The sequence below is a fragment of the Streptomyces yaizuensis genome (assembly GCF_034961445.1).
Taxonomy (GTDB): Bacteria; Actinomycetota; Actinomycetes; order Streptomycetales; family Streptomycetaceae; genus Streptomyces; species Streptomyces yaizuensis.
In genome coordinates, this window is the sequence record NZ_BSBI01000001.1 from 167,696 (window position 1) to 185,699 (window position 18,004).

The window sequence follows — 18,004 nt, forward strand, 5'->3', positions numbered from 1 at the left end:
CGCGGCCACCGCGTCGAACCCGGGGAGATCGAAGCGGTGCTCGCCCCCGCCGCGGGAGCAGGCGCCGTCGCCGTCGCCGTCCACGACGGGGCCCTCGTCGCCTACGTCACCGGCGACATCCCCACCGACCGCATCCGGGCCGAGGCCGCCGCCCACCTGCCCGCGCCCCTCGTGCCCACCCGCTGGGTACGGCTCGACGCGCTGCCCCTGGGCCCCGGCGGCAAACTGGACCGCGCCGCCCTGCCCGCCCCCTCCGCCGCCGGGCCGCAGCGCGGGCCCGCACCCGTGGGCGAGCTGGAGCACGCCGTCGCCGCCCTGTGGGCCGACGTCCTCGGCGTCGACCGCGTCGGCCGCCACGACGACTTCTTCCACCTCGGCGGGCACTCGCTCACCGCCATGCGCGCCACCGCGCTGCTCCGCTCCGAACTCGGCCTCGACACCGCCGTCAGCGCCGTCTTCGACACCCCCGTCCTCGCCGACTACGCCCGCGCCGTGGCCGCCACCGGCACCCCCGCCCCGCCGCCGATCACCCCCGTACCACGCGGGCGGACCCTCGAACCCGCGCCGGGACAGCGCAGGCTCTGGCTCCTGTCCCGGCTCGACGGCGCCGACCGCGCCCACCGCGTACGCATGGGACTGAGGCTCACCGGCGACCTCGACGAGAGCGCGCTGCGACGGGCCCTGGACGCCGTCGTCGCCCGCCACGAGATCCTGCGCACCACCTTCACCGACGACGGCGCCCTGCGCATCGCACCCCCCACCGGCTTCCCCTGGACCGACGACCTCGAAGCCCCCTTCGACCTGAACCGCGGCCCCCTGCTGCGCGGCCGGCTCACCCGCGGTGGCGAGAAGGAGTGGGAACTGCGCCTGGCCGCCCACCACATCGTCTTCGACGGCTGGTCCGCCGGTGTCCTCGTCCGCGAACTCGACGCCCTCTACAACGCCTTCGCCGCCGGGCGCCCCGACCCGCTGCCGCCGCTCCCGGTGCAGTACGCCGACCACGCCGCCTGGCAGCGGTCCCTGCCCCTCGACACCCAGGCCGACCACTGGCGTGCCGCCCTCACCGGCGCCCCCGCGATCTGCGAACTCCCCACCGACCGGCCCCGCCCCGCACAGCGGGACTTCGCCGGGGCCTTCGTGGAACTCGCCGTCGAACCCGCCCTGGCGGACCGCGTCGAAGCCCTGAGCCGCCGCCACGGCTGCACCCTCTTCGTCACCCTGCTCGCCGGCTGGGCCACCGTCCTCACCCGCCTCTCCGGCCAGAGCGAGGTCGTCGTCGGCACCCCCACCGCGGGCCGCACCCGCACCGAGACCGACGACCTGATCGGCTTCTTCGTCAACATGCTCGCCCTGCGGCTCGACACCACCGGCGACCCCACCACCGGACAGTGGCTGCGCCGGGTCCGCGAACGGGTCGTCGCCGCCCAGACCCACCAGGACCTGCCCTTCGAACAGGTGGTGGAGCTGGTCGCCCCGGCCCGCTCCGCCGCGTACGCGCCACTCTTCCAGCACGCCGTCACCTGGCAGACCGGCACCGGCGCGGCCCGCCCCGACCTGGCCGGCGTCACCGCCGAACCCCTGCCGCCGGACCGCCACGACGGAGCCGCCCACGACCTCACCCTCGCCCTCGCCCGCACCGAGGACGGCGCGATCCACGGCGGCGTCGAGTACGCCACGGCCCTCTTCGACCGGGCCACCGTGGAACGCCTCCTCGGGCACTGGCGGACCGTCCTCACCGCCATGGCCGACGACGACACCACCCCCCTGTCCCGGCTGCCGCTCCTGACAGCGGCGGAACGCGACCGGCTCATCGCCCTCGGCACCGGCCCCCGCGCCGTGCACCCACCGGCCTGCCTGCCCGACCTCTTCGAGGCACAGGCCGCCCGCACCCCCGACGCCGTCGCCGTCGAGGACGCGGGCCACCACCTCACCTACGCCGAACTCGACGCCCGCGCCAACCGGGTCGCCCACCACCTGCGCGGCCTCGGCACCGGCCCCGACGACCGGGTCGGGATCAGCGTCCCGCCCGGCACCGACATGGTCGTCGCCGTCCTCGGCGTCCTCAAGGCCGGCGGCGCCTACGTGCCCCTCGACCCGGCCGCGCCCGCCGCCCGGAACCACGCCGTCGCGGCGGAAGCCACCCCCGTCACCGTCCTCGACACCACCGCCGTCCGCCGAGCGCTCGACGGGCAGGGGCCGGACACCGCGCCCGACCGCACCGCCCTCCGACCCGACCACCTCGCCTACACCCTCTTCACCTCCGGCACCACCGGCACCCCCAAGGGCGTGCTGGTCGAACACGCCGCCATCGTGGCCGCCACCCGCGCCCGCGCCCGCGTCCACGGCTCACCCGGACGCTGCGTCCTCGCCGTCCCCCTCGCCTTCGACGCGTCCGCCGCCGCCCTCTTCGGCACTCTCACCACCGGCGGCACCCTCGTCGTCGCCCCGCCCGACCCCGCCGCCCTCCCCGGCCTCCTGCGCGAGCGGCGCGTCGAGACCCTGATCTGCGCCACCTCCGCGCTCCTCGCCGTCCTGCCCGTCCTGGACGCACCCGCCCTGCGCCGCGTCGTCGTCGGCGGCGACACCTGCCCGCCCGGCCTCGCCGCCGACCTCGCCCGCTCCCACCCCCGCGCCGAACTGGTCAACGAGTACGGGCCCACCGAGGCCACCATCTGGGCCACCTACCACCGCTGTGCCCCCGGGGAGACCGACGTCCCCATCGGCCGTCCCATCGAGAACGTCCGGGTGTACGTCCTGGACCCGCACGGCGAACCGGTGCCAGAGGGCACGGCGGGCGAGCTGTGCGTCGCGGGCGCCGGCCTCGCCCGCGGCTACCTCGGCAGCACCGGCCCCACGGCGGAACGATTCCCCGGTCCTTTCGTCTCCGACCCCTTCGTCCCCGGCGCACGCATGTACCGCACCGGCGACCGGGCCCGCTGGCGCTCCGACGGCACCCTCGCCCACCTCGGCCGCCTCGACGACCAGCTGAAGATCCGCGGCATCCGCGTCGAACCCGGCGAGATCGAGACCCGGCTGCGGGAACACCCCGCCGTCCGCCAGGCCGTCGTCACCGGCCGCGACGGCGCCCTCGTCGCCTACCACACCGGCACGGCCGCCCCCGAGGAACTCCGCGCCCACCTGGCCCGCTCGCTCCCCGACCATCTCCTCCCCGGTGCCTACGTCCGGCTCGACACCGTGCCCCTCACCCCCCACGGCAAGGCCGACCGCGCGGCCCTCCCCGAGCCCGGGCCCGACGCCTACCTCCGGCAGGCGTGGGAAGCCCCCGACGGCCCCGTCGAGACCGCCCTCGCCGCCGTCTGGGCCGATGTCCTCGGCCAGGAACGGATCGGCCGCAACGACAACTTCTTCGACCTCGGCGGCCACTCCCTGATCGCCGTCACCGTCCTGGAACGACTCCGCGAACGGGGCCTCGCGACCACCCTCACCTCGGTTTTCACCGCGCCCACCCTGCGCGACCTCGCCGAGACCGTCCTCGCCGCACCCGGCGAGCGGCCCACGCTCCCCGCGCCGGGACCGGACGAGATCGCCGCCGTCGCGCCCGCCGTCGACGGGGGCGCCGACAACGTCCAGGACGTCTACCCCCTCGCCCCGCTCCAGCAGGGCGTGCTCTTCCACCATCTGATGCCGGATCAAGCGCTGCCGGACGAGACCGATCCGTATCTGACGACGCTCGCGTTCCCCTACGACAGCCGGGAACGCGTCGACGCGACCCTCGCCGCACTCCAGCGGGTGATCGACCGCCACGACATCCTGCGCACCGCCGTGGTGTGGGAGAACCTGCCCGAGCCCCGGCAGGTCGTCTGGCGCCGGGCGGCCCTGCCGGTGACCGAGGCGGCCGGCCCCGGGGACATCACCGCCGTCCGCCGGATCGACATCCGCCGCGCCCCGCTGCTGCGCGTGAGCGTCGCCCCCGACGGCGACCGCTGGCTCCTCGGCCTGCATCTGCATCACCTCGTCGGCGACCACGGCACCCTCGACGCCATAGGCCGCGAAGTCGCCGCGCTCGTGAGCGGCGAGGGGAACACCCTGCCCCCGCCCGTCCCCTTCCGCGACTTCGTGGCCCACGTCCTGACCACCGCCGACCCGGCGGGCGACCGGGCCTTCTTCACCGACCTGCTCGGCGACGTCGACGCACCCACCGACCCCTACGGGCTCCGGGCCACCGCGGCGCCCGCCGAACACCGCGCCGTCCTGCCGCCCGCGCTCACCGGACGGCTGCGGGCCGCCGCCCGGCGGCTCTCCGTCAGCCCCGCCGCCCTCTGGCACCTGGCCTGGGGCCTCGTCCTGGCCCGGCTCACCGGCCGGCGGGACGTCGTCTTCGGAACGGTCCTGCTGGGGCGCTCCGCGGCGACGGCGGGCGCGCTCGGCCCGTTCATCAACACCCTGCCGGTCCGCCTGACCGTGGACGGCACCCCGGCGGCCACCGCCGTCCGGAACACGCAGGCCCTCCTGGCGGAACTGCTCCGCCGCGAACACGCCTCCCTCGCTGACGCCCAGCGGTGCAGCGGCGTGCCCGCGCCCGCGCCGCTGTTCACCTCCCTCCTCAACTACCGCCACGACGACTCCGCCGGGCAGGAGACCCCGCAGGGGACCACCGGCCCGGCCACCGCCGCACCCGTCGCGGCCCTGGACCGTACGAACTATCCGCTCACCGTCTCCGTGGACGAGTCCCCGGCCGCCTTCGCCCTGACCGTCCAGGCCCCCCGGCAGGCCGATCCCGCGCGGATCGCCGGCTATCTGCACACCGCCGCCACGGCCCTCACCGACGCGCTCGCAGGTGATGGGTCGGTGGCAGTGGTCGCACTGGACGCGGTTCCGGTGCCGGTCGAGACCGGTGTGGTCTCGTCGCGGGTGGAGTCGTGTGTGCATGAGGTGTTCGAGGCCCGGGTGGCTTCGGTTCCGGGTGCGGTGGCTGTGGTCGATGGTGGTGTGCGGGTCTCCTATGGGGAGTTGAACGCGCGGGCGAATCGGGTGGCGCACGACCTGCTGGCGCGGGGTGTGGTTCCGGATGATCTGGTGGCGGTGCGGATGGAGCGCGGCGCCGATCTGATCGCGGCCCTCCTGGGCGTGCTGAAAGCGGGTGCCGCGTATGTGCCGGTGGATCCTTCGTATCCGGTGGAACGGCAGGAACTCCTGCTCGCAGACTGCCGCCCCGTCGCCGTCGTCGACACGATCCCCGAGGACGGCCCGGCCCACGACCCGGTCGGCGTGCCGGTCCGTCCGGACCACCTCGCCTCTGTGATCCATACGTCGGGTTCGTCGGGGCGGCCGAAGGGGGTGCTGGTCGAGCACCGTCAGGTGGTGCGGCTGTTCACGGCTGCTGCCGGCTGGTTCGACGTCGGTCCGGATGACGTGTGGTCGTTCTTCCATTCGTTCGCGTTCGACTTCTCGGTGTGGGAGGTGTTCGGGGCGCTGCTGTCGGGTGGTTCGGTGGTCGTGGTCCCGGGTGACACCGCTCGCTCACCGGAGGAGTTCCATGAGCTGGTGTGCGCGGCGGGGGTGACGGTGCTGTCGCAGACCCCGGGGGCGTTCGGCCGTTTCCTGGCGGCGCGGGAGTCGGATCCGCGTGAACACCGCCTGCGGTATGTGGTCTTCGGTGGTGAGGCCCTGGATGTGGGGGTGTTGCGGCCGTGGTTCGCGCGGGAGGCGGACCGGGATGTGGTCCTGGTGAACATGTACGGGATCACGGAGACCACCGTGCATGTCACCGCGCGGGAGATCACCCCTGCCGATCTGGAGCGTTCATCGAGCCCCATCGGGGTGAGGCTGCCCGACCTGCGGACCTATGTCCTGGACCATGAGGGCCGTCCCTCTCCCGTCGGTGTGGCGGGGGAGTTGTATGTCGGTGGTGCCGGTGTGGCCCGGGGCTACCTCAACCGCCCCGACCTCACCGGGGAACGCTTCCTGGACGACCCCTTCGTCCCCGGTGAGCGGGTGTACCGGACGGGTGATGTGGTGCGGTGGTCCGAGGACGGTGAGCTGGAGTACGTCGGCCGTAACGACTCGCAGGTCAAGGTCAGGGGCTACCGGGTCGAGCCCGGTGAGATCGAGAGCGTCCTGCTGCGTCAGGACGGCGTACGGGAGGCGGTCGTGGTCGCGCGTGACGACACCCTCGTCGCCTACGTCACCGGCGACGCGTCCACGGAGGATCTGCGTCCCCATCTCGTGTCCTGCCTGCCGTCCCACATGGTCCCGTCGGCGTATGTCCTCCTCGAATCGCTGCCGTTGACGTCGAACGGGAAACTGGACCGGGCCGCGCTGCCCGCGCCCGATGGTGACGCCTACGTACGCGGGGTGTATGAGGAGCCGCGCGGCCCGGTCGAGAGGGCGCTCGCGGAGATCTGGTCCGACCTCCTCGGTGTCGACCGCGTCGGCCGCCACGACGACTTCTTCGCCCTCGGCGGCCACTCCCTCCTCGCCGTACGGGCGCTCTCCCGGCTGCGGACCCGCTGGGACGTCGACATCTCCCTGGGTACGCTGTTCACCGCGCCCGCCCTCACCGACTGGGCCCGGACCGTGGCCGAGGCGACCGCGAGCACCCACCCCCCGATCGTGCCCGTCCCCCGCACCGGCCCGCTCCCCATGTCGTTCGCGCAGCGCCGCCTCTGGTTCCTGTCCCAGCTGGACGGTGTGAGCGAGGCGTACCACATCCCGCTGCGCCTGCGGCTCACCGGAGACCTGGACGAGGAGGCCCTGCGGCGGGCCCTGGACACCGTCGTCTCCCGCCACGAGGCCCTGCGGACGACGTTCGCGCAGGAGGGCGAGCCGGTGCAGCGGATCGCCCCCCGCGCCGCCTTCGCCTGGGGCGCGGACGAAGGCCCCTTCGACCTCGTCAACGGCCCCCTGATCAGGGGCGGTCTCACCCGCACCGGCGAGCGCGAGTGGGCGCTCACCATCACCATGCACCACATCGTCTCGGACGGCTGGTCGCTCGGGATCCTCGCGGGTGAGATCCGCGCCCTCTACACCGCCTACCGCGCGGGCCGCCCCGATCCGCTGCCGCCGCTGACCGTCCAGTACGCCGACTACGCGCTCTGGCAACGGGACTGGGTGTCGGGGGAGGAGCTGAAGCGGCAGGCCGACTTCTGGCAGCGGACGCTCGCGGGCGCGCCCGAGCGGTGCGAGCTGCCCACCGACCGCCCCCGTCCGGCCCACCAGGACATCGCGGGCGGGGCCGTCGCCTGCGCCGTCGGACCGGAGCTGACGGAACGGCTCCGCGCGCTCGCCGCCCGGCACGGCCTGACGCTCTACATGACCGTCCTGGCGGCCTGGGCCGCGCTGATCACCCGGGTCAGCGGGCAGGACGAGGTGGTGATCGGCACCCCGAGCGCCAACCGGGGCCGGCCCGAGACCGAGGGCCTGATCGGCTTCTTCGTCAATATGCTGCCCCTGCGGCTCGATCTGTCGGACAGCCCGTCCGTCGCCGCCTGGCTGGCCCGGGTGAAGGCGGTGACCCTCGCCGCCCAGGACCATCAGGACCTGCCGTTCGAGCAGGTGGTGGACCTGGTCCGGCCCACCAGGTCACTCGCCCACAACGCGGTCTTCCAGGTGGCCCTCGCCTGGCAGACCGGCACCGGCACCGGCACAGGCTTCGGATCCGGGAGCGGCGACGGCATCGGGGACCGGCTCGACCTGCCCGGCATCACCGCCGAACCCCTCGGCGGCCCCGCCCACACCACCTCCCGCTTCGATCTGACGCTCTCCCTCGCGGAGACCGACGACGGGATCCGGGGCGGCGCCGAGTACGCGACATCCCTCTTCGACCGGACGACCGTCGAACGCCTCCTCGGCCACTGGCGGACCCTGCTGACCGCCCTCGCCGACGCCGACGACACCACCCCCGTCGACCGGCTGCCCCTGCTGACCGGCGCCGAGCGGGACCGGATCGTACGGGAGTGGAACGACACCGCCGCCGACCTGCCCCCCGACTGCCTGCACCGGCTCGTCGAGGCACAGGTGGCCCGTACCCCCGACGCGGTGGCCGTCATCGGCACCGACCGGGACCGGCCCGGCGAACAGCTCACCTACGCCGGGCTCGACGCCCGCGCCAACGGCCTCGCCCACCGGCTCGCCGCCCTCGGGGTCCGCCCCGGCGACCGGGTCGCGGTCGCGCTGGAACGCGGGACCGACCAGGTCGCCGCCGTCCTCGGCGTGCTCAAATCGGGTGCCGCGTACGTCCCGCTCGACCCCGCCCACCCGGCGGACCGGCTGCGTACGGTCGTCACCGCCTGCGAAGCCGTCGCCGTGGTCACCGCACCGGACGGCGGCCCCGACCCATCCGCCTGGGCGGGCCGGCCGGTCCTGCACCCCGCCATGGACGGCCCGGCCACCGCGCCGCCGACCCCCGGACTCACCCCCGACTCCCTCGCCTACGTCATCTACACCTCCGGCTCCACCGGCACCCCCAAGGGCGTGATGATCAGCCACGCCGCCGCCTGCAACACCCTGCTCGACATCAACACCCGCCACCAGGTCGGCCCCGACGACGCCGTCCTCGCGGTCTCGTCGCTCACCTTCGACCTCTCCGTCTACGACCTCTTCGGCGTCCTCGCGGCCGGCGGCCGGGTCGTGCTCCTCCCGCCCGGCCGGGGCACCGACCCGGCCCGCTGGCACGAACTCGTCACCGAACACCGGATCACGCTGTGGGACTCGGTCCCCGCCCTCGCACAGCTCTTCGTGGACTCGGCCCCCGACCCGGCCCGCTTCCCGTCGGTGCGCCTGGTCATGATGAGCGGCGACTGGATCCCCGTCGACCTGCCCGGACGGATCCGCGCCCGCTGCCCCCGCGCCGGGATCCACAGCTACGGCGGCGCCACCGAGGCGGCGATCTGGTCGGTCAGCCACCCCGTAGGCGACACCGGCCCGGCCGACCGCGACCGGGGCAGCGTCCCCTACGGCGGCCCCCTCGCCAACCAGACCGTCTACGTCCTCGACCCGCACGGCGAACCCTGCCCGGTGGGCGTCGCCGGAGACCTCTTCATCGGCGGCGCCGGAGTCGCCCTGGGCTATCTCGGCCGCCCCGACCTGACGGCGGAACGCTTCCTGGACGACCCCTTCGCCCCCGGCGGCCGGATGTACCTGACCGGGGACCGGGTCCGCTGGCTGACCGACGGCGTACTGGAATTCCTCGGCCGCAGCGACTTCCAGGTCAAGATACGCGGCTTCCGGATCGAACTCGGCGAGATCGAGAGCCTGCTGCTGCGCCACCCCGGGGTCCGGGAGGCCGTCGCCCTGGCCCGCGAGGACACCCCCGGGGACCGCAGACTGGTCGCGTACACGGTCGGCCCCGCCGGGCCGGAGGAACTGCGCGCCCATCTCGCCGCCGGACTGCCCGACTACATGCGGCCCGCCGCCCATGTCGTGCTCGACGCCCTGCCCCTGACCGCCAACGGCAAGCTGGACCGGCGGGCCCTGCCCGCCCCCGAGGGCGGTGGCGACGACGGCGACCGCCCCTACGACCCGCCGCGCGGCGCGACCGAGACCGCGATCGCCGGGATCTGGTCCGACCTCCTCGGAGTGGAACGTCCCGGCCGCCACGACAACTTCTTCCAGCTCGGCGGCCATTCCCTCCTCGCCGTCACCCTGCTCGACCGTATGCGCGCACAGGGCCTCGAAACCGACGTACGCGCCCTCTTCACCGCGTCCACGCTCGCCGCGCTGGCCGAGGTCACCCACGACATCCAGGAGATTCGGCTGTGACGATCCACGACATCCTGCGCCTGTGCGGCGAACGCGGAGTAGAGATCGGTGCCGACGGCGGCGAGCTGGTGGTACGCGGCAGCAGAGAGGCGCTGGACGCCGAACTCGTGGCCCTGCTCCGCAGCAACAAGCCGGCCCTGCTCGACCATCTGACCGGCGGCCCGGAGGAGACCCCGGCCGCGCACGAGGCACCCCTGATCGAGCTGACCGACGACGAGAGGGCCGCCGTGGCCGCCACCGTCACCGGCGGCTCGGCCAACCTGGAGGACGTCTACCCGCTCGCCCCCCTCCAGGAAGGAGTCCTCTTCCACCACCTCGTTGCCGAGCACGGCGACCCGTACGTCATCTCCCTCGGGTACACCTTCGACAGCAGGGAGCGGCTCGACTCCTATCTCCACGCCTACCAGCGGGTCGTCGACCGGCACACCATCCTGCGCACGGCCGTGGTGTGGGAAGGGGTGCCGGAGCCGGTGCAGGTCGTATGGCGGCAGGCCACCCTGCCGGTCACCGAGGTCGCCCTCGAACCGGGGGACGACGCCCTGACCCGGCTGCGCGAGCACTTCGACCCCCGCCGGCACCGGATCGACGTCCGCAGGGCGCCCCTGTTGCAGGTCCTCACCGCCCACGACCGGGCGGCCGGCCGCTGGGTGATGCTCATCTTCCTCCACCACCTCCTCGGCGACCACACCACCTTCGACGTGATCAACCGGGAGATCGCCGCCCATCTGCGGGGCGAACAGGACACCCTGCCGGCGCCCCGCCCGTTCCGCTCCTTCGTGGCGGAGGTGCGGCAGGGGCTGACCCGCGAGCAGCACGAGGCGTTCTTCACCGCGATGCTCAAGGACATCGACGAGCCGACCGCGCCCCTGGGCCTGCTCGACGCCCAGGGCGACGGCACCGGCGTCGGCGAGCACCGGACCCGTCTCGACCCGGAGGCCTCCGCCTCGCTGCGCGCGTCCGCGCGGCGGCTGGGCGTGGGTCTCGGCGCCGTCGCCCATCTGGCGTGGGCGCAGGTCCTGGCCCGGCTCACCGGCCGGGACGACGTGGTGTTCGGCACGGTGCTCTTCGGCCGGATGGCGGGCGGCACCGGAACGGACCTCGCGGTCGGCCCGTTCATCAACACCCTGCCGGTCCGCCTGACCGTGGACGGCACCCCGGCGGCCACCGCCGTCCGGAACACCCAGGCCACCCTGGCGGAACTGCTGCGGCACGAACACGCCTCGCTGGTCCTCGCCCAGCGGTGCAGCTCCGTCCCGGCGCCCGCGCCGCTGTTCACCTCCCTCCTCAACTTCCGCCACAGCGGCGACACCACGGGCCCGGCCGCCCAGCCGGTCTGGCAGGGCATCGAGCCGCTGCGCGGCGAGGAACGCACCAGCTATCCGCTCACCGTCTCCGTGGACGACCTCGGCACCGATCTCTATCTCACCGTGCAGGCCGTCGCCCCCGTCGCCCCGGAACGGATCTGCGGCTACCTCTCCACCGCCCTGACCGGCCTCGCCCAGGCCCTGTCGGGGGCCGGGCCGGCGGGGATGGCCGATGTCGAGGTGGTGCCGACGGAGGAGACACGGGCCCTGGTGGCGACCGATGTGGTCTCGTCGCGGGTGGAGTCGTGTGTGCATGAGGTGTTCGAGGCCCGGGTGGCTTCGGTTCCGGGTGCGGTGGCTGTGGTCGATGGTGGTGTGCGGGTCTCTTATGGGGAGTTGAACGCGCGGGCGAACCGGGTGGCGCATGGGCTGTTGGCGCGGGGGGTGGTTCCGGATGATCTGGTGGCGGTGCGGATGGAGCGTGGCGCCGATCTGATCGCGGCGCTGCTGGGTGTGCTGAAGGCGGGTGCGGCGTATGTGCCGGTGGATCCGGCGTATCCGGTGGAACGGCAGGAACTCCTGCTCGCGGACTGCCGCCCCGTCGCCGTCATTGAATCCGTACCGGACGAGGGTCCTGAGCACGATCCGACCGGGACCGGTGTGGAGCCCGGTCATCTGGCGTACGTGATTTATACGTCGGGTTCGTCGGGGCGGCCGAAGGGGGTGCTGGTCGAGCACCGTCAGGTGGTGCGGTTGTTCTCGGCGGCTGCCGGCTGGTTCGAGGTGGGTCCTGATGACGTGTGGTCGTTCTTCCATTCGTTCGCGTTCGACTTCTCGGTGTGGGAGGTGTTCGGGGCGCTGCTGTCGGGTGGTTCGGTGGTCGTGGTCCCGGGTGACACCGCGCGTTCGCCGGGGGAGTTCCATGAGCTGGTGTGTGATGCCGGAGTGACGGTGTTGTCGCAGACCCCGGGCGCTTTCGGTCGTTTCCTGGCGGCGCGGGAGTCGGATCCGCGTGAGCACCGCCTGCGGTACGTCGTCTTCGGTGGTGAGGCCCTGGATGTGGGGGTGTTGCGGCCGTGGTTCGCGCGGGAGGCGGACCGGGATGTGGTCCTGGTGAACATGTACGGGATCACGGAGACCACCGTGCATGTCACCGCGCGGGAGATCACCGCTGCCGATCTGGAGCATTCCTCCAGCCCGATCGGGGTGAGGCTGTCCGACCTGCGGACGTACGTTCTCGACGGTCATGGCCGTCCCACGCCGGTGGGTGTGGCGGGGGAGTTGTATGTCGGTGGTGCCGGTGTGGCCCGGGGCTACCTCAACCGTCCCGACCTCACCGGGGAACGCTTCCTGGACGATCCGTTCGTCCCGGGTGAGCGGGTGTACCGGACGGGTGATGTGGTGCGGTGGGCCGAGGACGGTGAGCTGGAGTACGTCGGCCGCAACGACGCGCAGATCAAGGTCAGGGGCTACCGGGTCGAGCCCGGTGAGGTCGAGAGCGTCCTGTTGCGTCAGGAAGGTGTGCGGGAGGCGGTCGTGGTCGCGCGTGACGACACCCTCGTCGCCTACGTCACCGGCGATGCCTCCGCCGACGCCCTGCGGACGTCCCTGGCCGGACGGCTCCCCGCCCATATGGTCCCGTCGGCGTATGTCCGTCTTGACGCCCTGCCGTTGACGTCGAACGGGAAACTGGACCGGGCCGCGCTGCCCGCGCCCGATGGCGACGCCTACGTACGCGGGGTGTACGAGGAGCCGCGCGGCCCGGTCGAGAGGGCCCTCGCGGAGATCTGGTCCGACCTTCTCGGCGTCGACCGCGTCGGCCGCCACGACGACTTCTTCGCCCTCGGCGGCCACTCCCTCCTCGCCGTCTCCCTGCTGGAACGCCTCCGCCGCCGCGATCTGCGCACCGACGTACGGGCCGTCTTCACCACCCCCGTCCTGAGCGAACTCGCCGCCCAGGTCCACCGGGGCACCGGACTCGCGACCGTACCGCCCCCGGCGATCCCGCCGGACTGCGCCCGGATCACCCCCGACATGCTGCCCCTGGTCGAACTCACCCAGGACGAGATCGACGGCATCGTCGCCACCGTCGCCGGCGGCGCCCCCAACATCCAGGACATCTACCCCCTGGCGCCGCTCCAGGAAGGCATCCTCTTCCACCACATGGTCAACACCGACCAGGATCCGTTCCTGCTCTTCGGCGTGGTGGCGATGGAGAGCAGGGAACATGTCGACCGCTATGTCGACGCGGTACGGGCCGTGACCGCCCGGCACGACCTGCTGCGGACCGCGTTCGTCTGGGAGGGCTTGTCCACGCCCGTGCAGGTGGTGTGGCGGCAGGCCCCGCCGCTGGTGGAGGAGGTCACCGTCGACCCCGCCGACGGCGATGTGGCCGAGGCGCTGCGGGCCCGCCACCGGCCCGACAACACCCGGCTGGATGTGACCCGCGCGCCCCTGATGCGGATCGTGGTCGCCCCCGACCCGGCGAACGGCCGCTGGGTCATGCTCACCATCGCCCACCACATCACCGACGACTACACCTCCTACCGCCTGATGCTCAGCGAGATCGCCGCCCACCTGATGGGTCGTCAGGACGAACTCCCCGACCCGCTGCCGTTCCGCACCTTCATCGCCCAGTCCCGGGACGCGGTGAGCACCGAGGAGCACGAGGCGTTCTTCCGCCGGATGCTCGGCGACGTCACCGAGCCGACCACACCGTTCGGGCTGCGCGAGGTACGCGGCCACGGCGGTGACACCGAGGTGGCCCACCGGCCCGTCGACGCGGACCTCGCCCGGCGGCTGCGGGCCCAGGCGCGCCGACTGAAGGTGAACCCCGCCTCCCTCTTCCACCTGGCCTGGGCGCAGGTCCTGGCCCGGTTCGCGGGCCGGGACGACGTCGTGTTCTGCACCGTACTCATCGGGCGCATGGCGGGAGGCGACGGCGCCGACCGCACCATGGGCGTCTTCATCAACACCCTCCCCGTGCGCATCGGCGTCGACGGCCGGGGCGCGGCCGACGGGGCCCGCGACACCTACGCCCTCCTGACGGAACTCCTCCGGCACGAGCACGCGCCCCTCGCCCTCGCCCAGCGGTGCAGCGCGCTGCCGCCGGACGAGACCCTGTTCTCCGCGCTCCTCAACTACCGCTACAGCGTCAGCCTGCCCGGCACCCGGCCCCCGGAGTACGTCGGCGCCGACGACGGCATCGAGATGATCCACGCGCGGGAACGCAGCAACTACCCGCTGATGCTGGCCGTGGACGACCTCGGCGACGGCTTCGACCTGACCGGGCACGCGCAGCGTCCCGTGGACCCCGGCCGGGTCGTGGACTACGTCCACCGGGCGCTGGAGACCCTGATCGACGCGCTGGAGCGGGAGCCCGACCGCCCGGTGCGGGAACTCGACGTGATGCCCGCCGGCGAGCGGGGGACGCTGCTGGGCGAATGGGCTGGGCCGGTACGGCCGTTCCCGGCGGACCGCCGCGCCCATGAGCTGTTCGAGGAGCAGGCGCGGCGCACCCCCGGCGCCCCGGCGCTCCGCCATCTCGACCGGACCTGGACGTACGCCGAGGTCGACGCCCTCGCGGACCGGCTGGCCGGCCGACTGGCGCGGCGGCTTCCGCACGGGCCCGGCGACCGGGTCGGCCTCTGCGCCGAACGCGGCCCCGACCAGGTGATCGGCCTGCTCGCGGTCCTCAAGGCGGGCTGCGCGTACGTACCGCTGGACCCGGCGCACCCCCGGGAGCGGCTCGCGCTGCTCATCGACGGCAGCACCCCCGCGCTGGTCCTCGCCGACGAGCGGGGTCGGGCCGCCCTCGGGACCGTCGCCGTCCCCGTGCTGGAGCTGGCCACCGACGGCGACGAGGACCCCGGGCCGGTCGTGGACCCCGGGACGGTCGTGGACTCCGGGCCCAGGACCGATCCGGCCGATCCGGACCGGCTCGCCTACATCGTCCACACCTCGGGCTCCACGGGCGTGTCCAAGGGCGTCGCGGGCGGCCACCGGGCCCTCGTCAACCGGCTGCACTGGGCCCGTACCGCCCTCCCCGCGTCGGCGGTCCATGCGCAGAAGACGTCGATCGGGTTCATCGACGCGATCACCGAGACGCTGACGCCGCTGGTGTCGGGCGCGGTGCTCGACATCGTGCCGCCGGACGTCGCGGCCGACCCGGTACGGCTCGCGGCCCATCTCCGGGACCGCGCGGTCGACCGGATCACCCTGGTGCCGTCGCTGCTCGCCGCGCTGCTCGACGCTTCCCCCGACCCCCTCGGCGCCGGCCTGGTGGTGTGCTCGGGGGAGACCCTGCCGCCCGGTCTCGCCGCGCGGCTGCGGGCCCACAGCCCCGATACCGAACTGCTCAATCTCTACGGTTCGTCCGAGGTCGCGGGCGATGTGACCGTCCAGTCGGGGACCGACGGGGCCGGGACCGTCGGCCGGCCGGTCGACAACGCGCGGGTGTACGTCCTCGACGCGCACGGCCGGCCCGCGCCCATCGGGGTCACCGGAGAGATCCACGTCGGCGGCGCCCCGGTGGCCGAGGGCTATCTCGGCCGCCCGGAGCTGACGGCCGAACGATTCTCCGACGACCCGTTCGCCCCCGCCCCCGCCCCCGCCCCCGCCTCCGACGCCTTCGGCGGGCGGCTCTACCGGACCGGCGACCTGGCGCACTGGCGTGCCGACGGCACCCTCGCCCTCCAGGGCCGCGCCGACCGCCAGTTCAAGCTGCGGGGCTTTCGGATCGAGCCGGGCGAGATCGAGGCCAGGCTCCGCGAGACGGTCCGTGACGCCGTGGTCCGGCCCGACGGCGACCGGCTGGTCGCCCACTACGCCGCCGACGAGCCCGTACCCGCCAGGGAACTGCGCGCGCGGCTGCGGGCCGTCCTGCCCGAGCACATGGTCCCCGCCGCCTTCGTCCACCTGCCGGAGCTGCCCAGGACACCCAGCGGCAAGCTGGACCCGGGCGCGCTGCGGGCGCCGGACCCCGCCGCCGTGGCCGCCGAGGAGTACACGGAGCCCGCCGGCGCCGTGGAACGGGCCATCGCCGACGTCTGGGCCGGGCTCCTCGGCCTGGAACGCGTCGGGCGCCACGACCGGTTCCTCGCCCTGGGCGGGCACTCCCTGATGGCCGCGCGGGCCGTGGTCGCCCTGCGTGCCGCCGGGATCGAGGTCACGGCGGCCGAACTCTTCGCCGACCACAGCGTCGCCGGACTGGCCGGCCGGCTGGTCGACCGCATCCCCCGGCTCGCCGGGCGGGACGCGCTGCCGCTGCGGACGACGGGGACGGCGCCGCCGCTGTTCCTGGTGCACGACGGCGCGGCGAGCCTGCTGTACGCGGCGCCCCTCGCCGAAGCCCTCGACCCGGACATCCCGGTGTACGGCCTGCCGCCGGTGCCCCTGGGCGATCCGCAGCTCACCACCGTCGAGGGCATGGCGACCCGGATGGTACGGATGATCAGGGCGGTGCGGCCGCACGGCCCGTACCGGATCGCGGGCTGGTGCACCGGCGGCGCCCTCGCCTATGAGATCGCCGCCCAGCTGACCGGCGCGGACGAGGAGGTCTCCTTCGTCGGCCTGCTGAACACGACCTACTGGCCGCCGGAGCGGGCCCCGCGGATACCCGACGCCGACCCCCGGGCCGAGGTCCTGAGCTGGCTCGACGCCCCCGACCTGGGGGAGCCGCTGACGGAGCTGGTCGCCCGGGCGGCCGCCGCCGGCGCGCTGCCCACCGCCGTCGCCGACATCGGCCCGGACGCGGACGCGATCGCGTCCGCCGTCCGGCGCAAGCACCTCGTGGAGGTCGCGGGCACCGGCTACCTCCCCGTGCCGGTCCCCGTGCCCGTGCACTACTTCAGCGCCGTGGAACACGACCCCTCCGAGCCGCTGGGCGGCTGGGACCGGGCCCTGCCCGAGGTGGAGTGGCGGCGGGTGCCGGTGCCGGGGACGCACCAGTCGATGATGCGCGGCCCCGGGCTGCGGCAGCTCGCCGCCGGTCTTGACACCGCCCTCACCGCTCCCCGTCCGGCGCCCGCCCCCCGGCCGGCCGGGGCCCTGACCGTCCTGCGCACCGGCGCCCGGGGCGCGGCGCCGCTGGTGTGCGTGCCGGGGGCGGGCGCCTCCGTCGTCGCGTTCCAGCATCTGACGGGCGTGCTGCCCCCGGCCGTACCCGTGTACGGACTCCAGCCGCGCGGCCTCGACGGCGACGAGCAGGCCGCGACGAGCGTGGAGTCCGCCGTCGCCGCCCATCTGACGGAACTGGAACCGCTGACCCGCACCGGCCGCCCGGTCCATCTGCTCGGCCACTCCTTCGGCGGCTGGCTCGCGTTCGAGACCGCGTGCGCGCTGACCGCGCGCGGCGGCACCGTCGCGTCGCTGACCCTGCTGGACAGCGAACCGCCACTGCCGGCGGGCACCATCCCCGAGCGCGGCGACACCGACGCGCTGATGGAACTGACCGAGATGTACGAGGACCTGGCGGGCCGGCCCCTGGGCCTGACCGCCGACCGCTTCGCCGCCGCCGGCGAGCGCGAACGGTGGGCGCTGCTCCACACCCGCCTCGCCGAAGCCGGCCTCGTCCCCCGGGCGTCGACACCGCAGGTGCTCGCCGGGACCGTCCGCACCTTCACCCGCTGCGTCCGTACGCCGTACACGCCCCGGCGCACCTACGCCGGGCCGGTGACGCTCGTCCTCGTCGACGACCAGCACCGGGACGCGGCGGCCAACCGGGCCCAGCAGGCGGACGTACTGCACGCGTGGCGGCGGCACGCGCCGGGGACCGTGGCGCGGCGCGGCCCGGGAACGCACATGACGATGCTCGGCGAAGCCCACGCGGGCGCGCTGGCGGCGCTCCTCGCCCCGGCCCTCGCGCCGGCCCTCGCGCCTGCGGCCCCGGGCCAGGCACCGGTGGCCGGTGCCCCGGCGGGCGTCCCGGCGGGCGTCCCGGCGGGAGGGAGCCCCCGATGACCACGCCTCCGGACCAGCGG

Annotated in this window: 2 protein-coding genes (1 of these 2 only partly in view); both read left to right on the forward strand. The window is 74.3% G+C overall.

Annotated elements, in window-relative coordinates:
- Positions 1 to 9,720, forward strand: the 3' portion of a protein-coding gene (locus SYYSPA8_RS00630; protein WP_323444867.1) for a non-ribosomal peptide synthetase. The gene continues 2,769 nt to the left of window position 1, outside the view; only the last 9,720 of its 12,489 coding nucleotides appear in the window; the start codon falls outside the window, past its left edge; its stop codon occupies positions 9,718 to 9,720.
- Positions 9,717 to 17,984, forward strand: a complete 8,268-nt coding sequence (locus SYYSPA8_RS00635) for a non-ribosomal peptide synthetase (RefSeq protein ID WP_323444868.1) — start codon at positions 9,717 to 9,719, stop codon at positions 17,982 to 17,984. The genes SYYSPA8_RS00630 and SYYSPA8_RS00635 overlap by 4 nt, the downstream gene beginning before the upstream one ends.
- Positions 17,985 to 18,004: the final 20 nt, after the last annotated feature.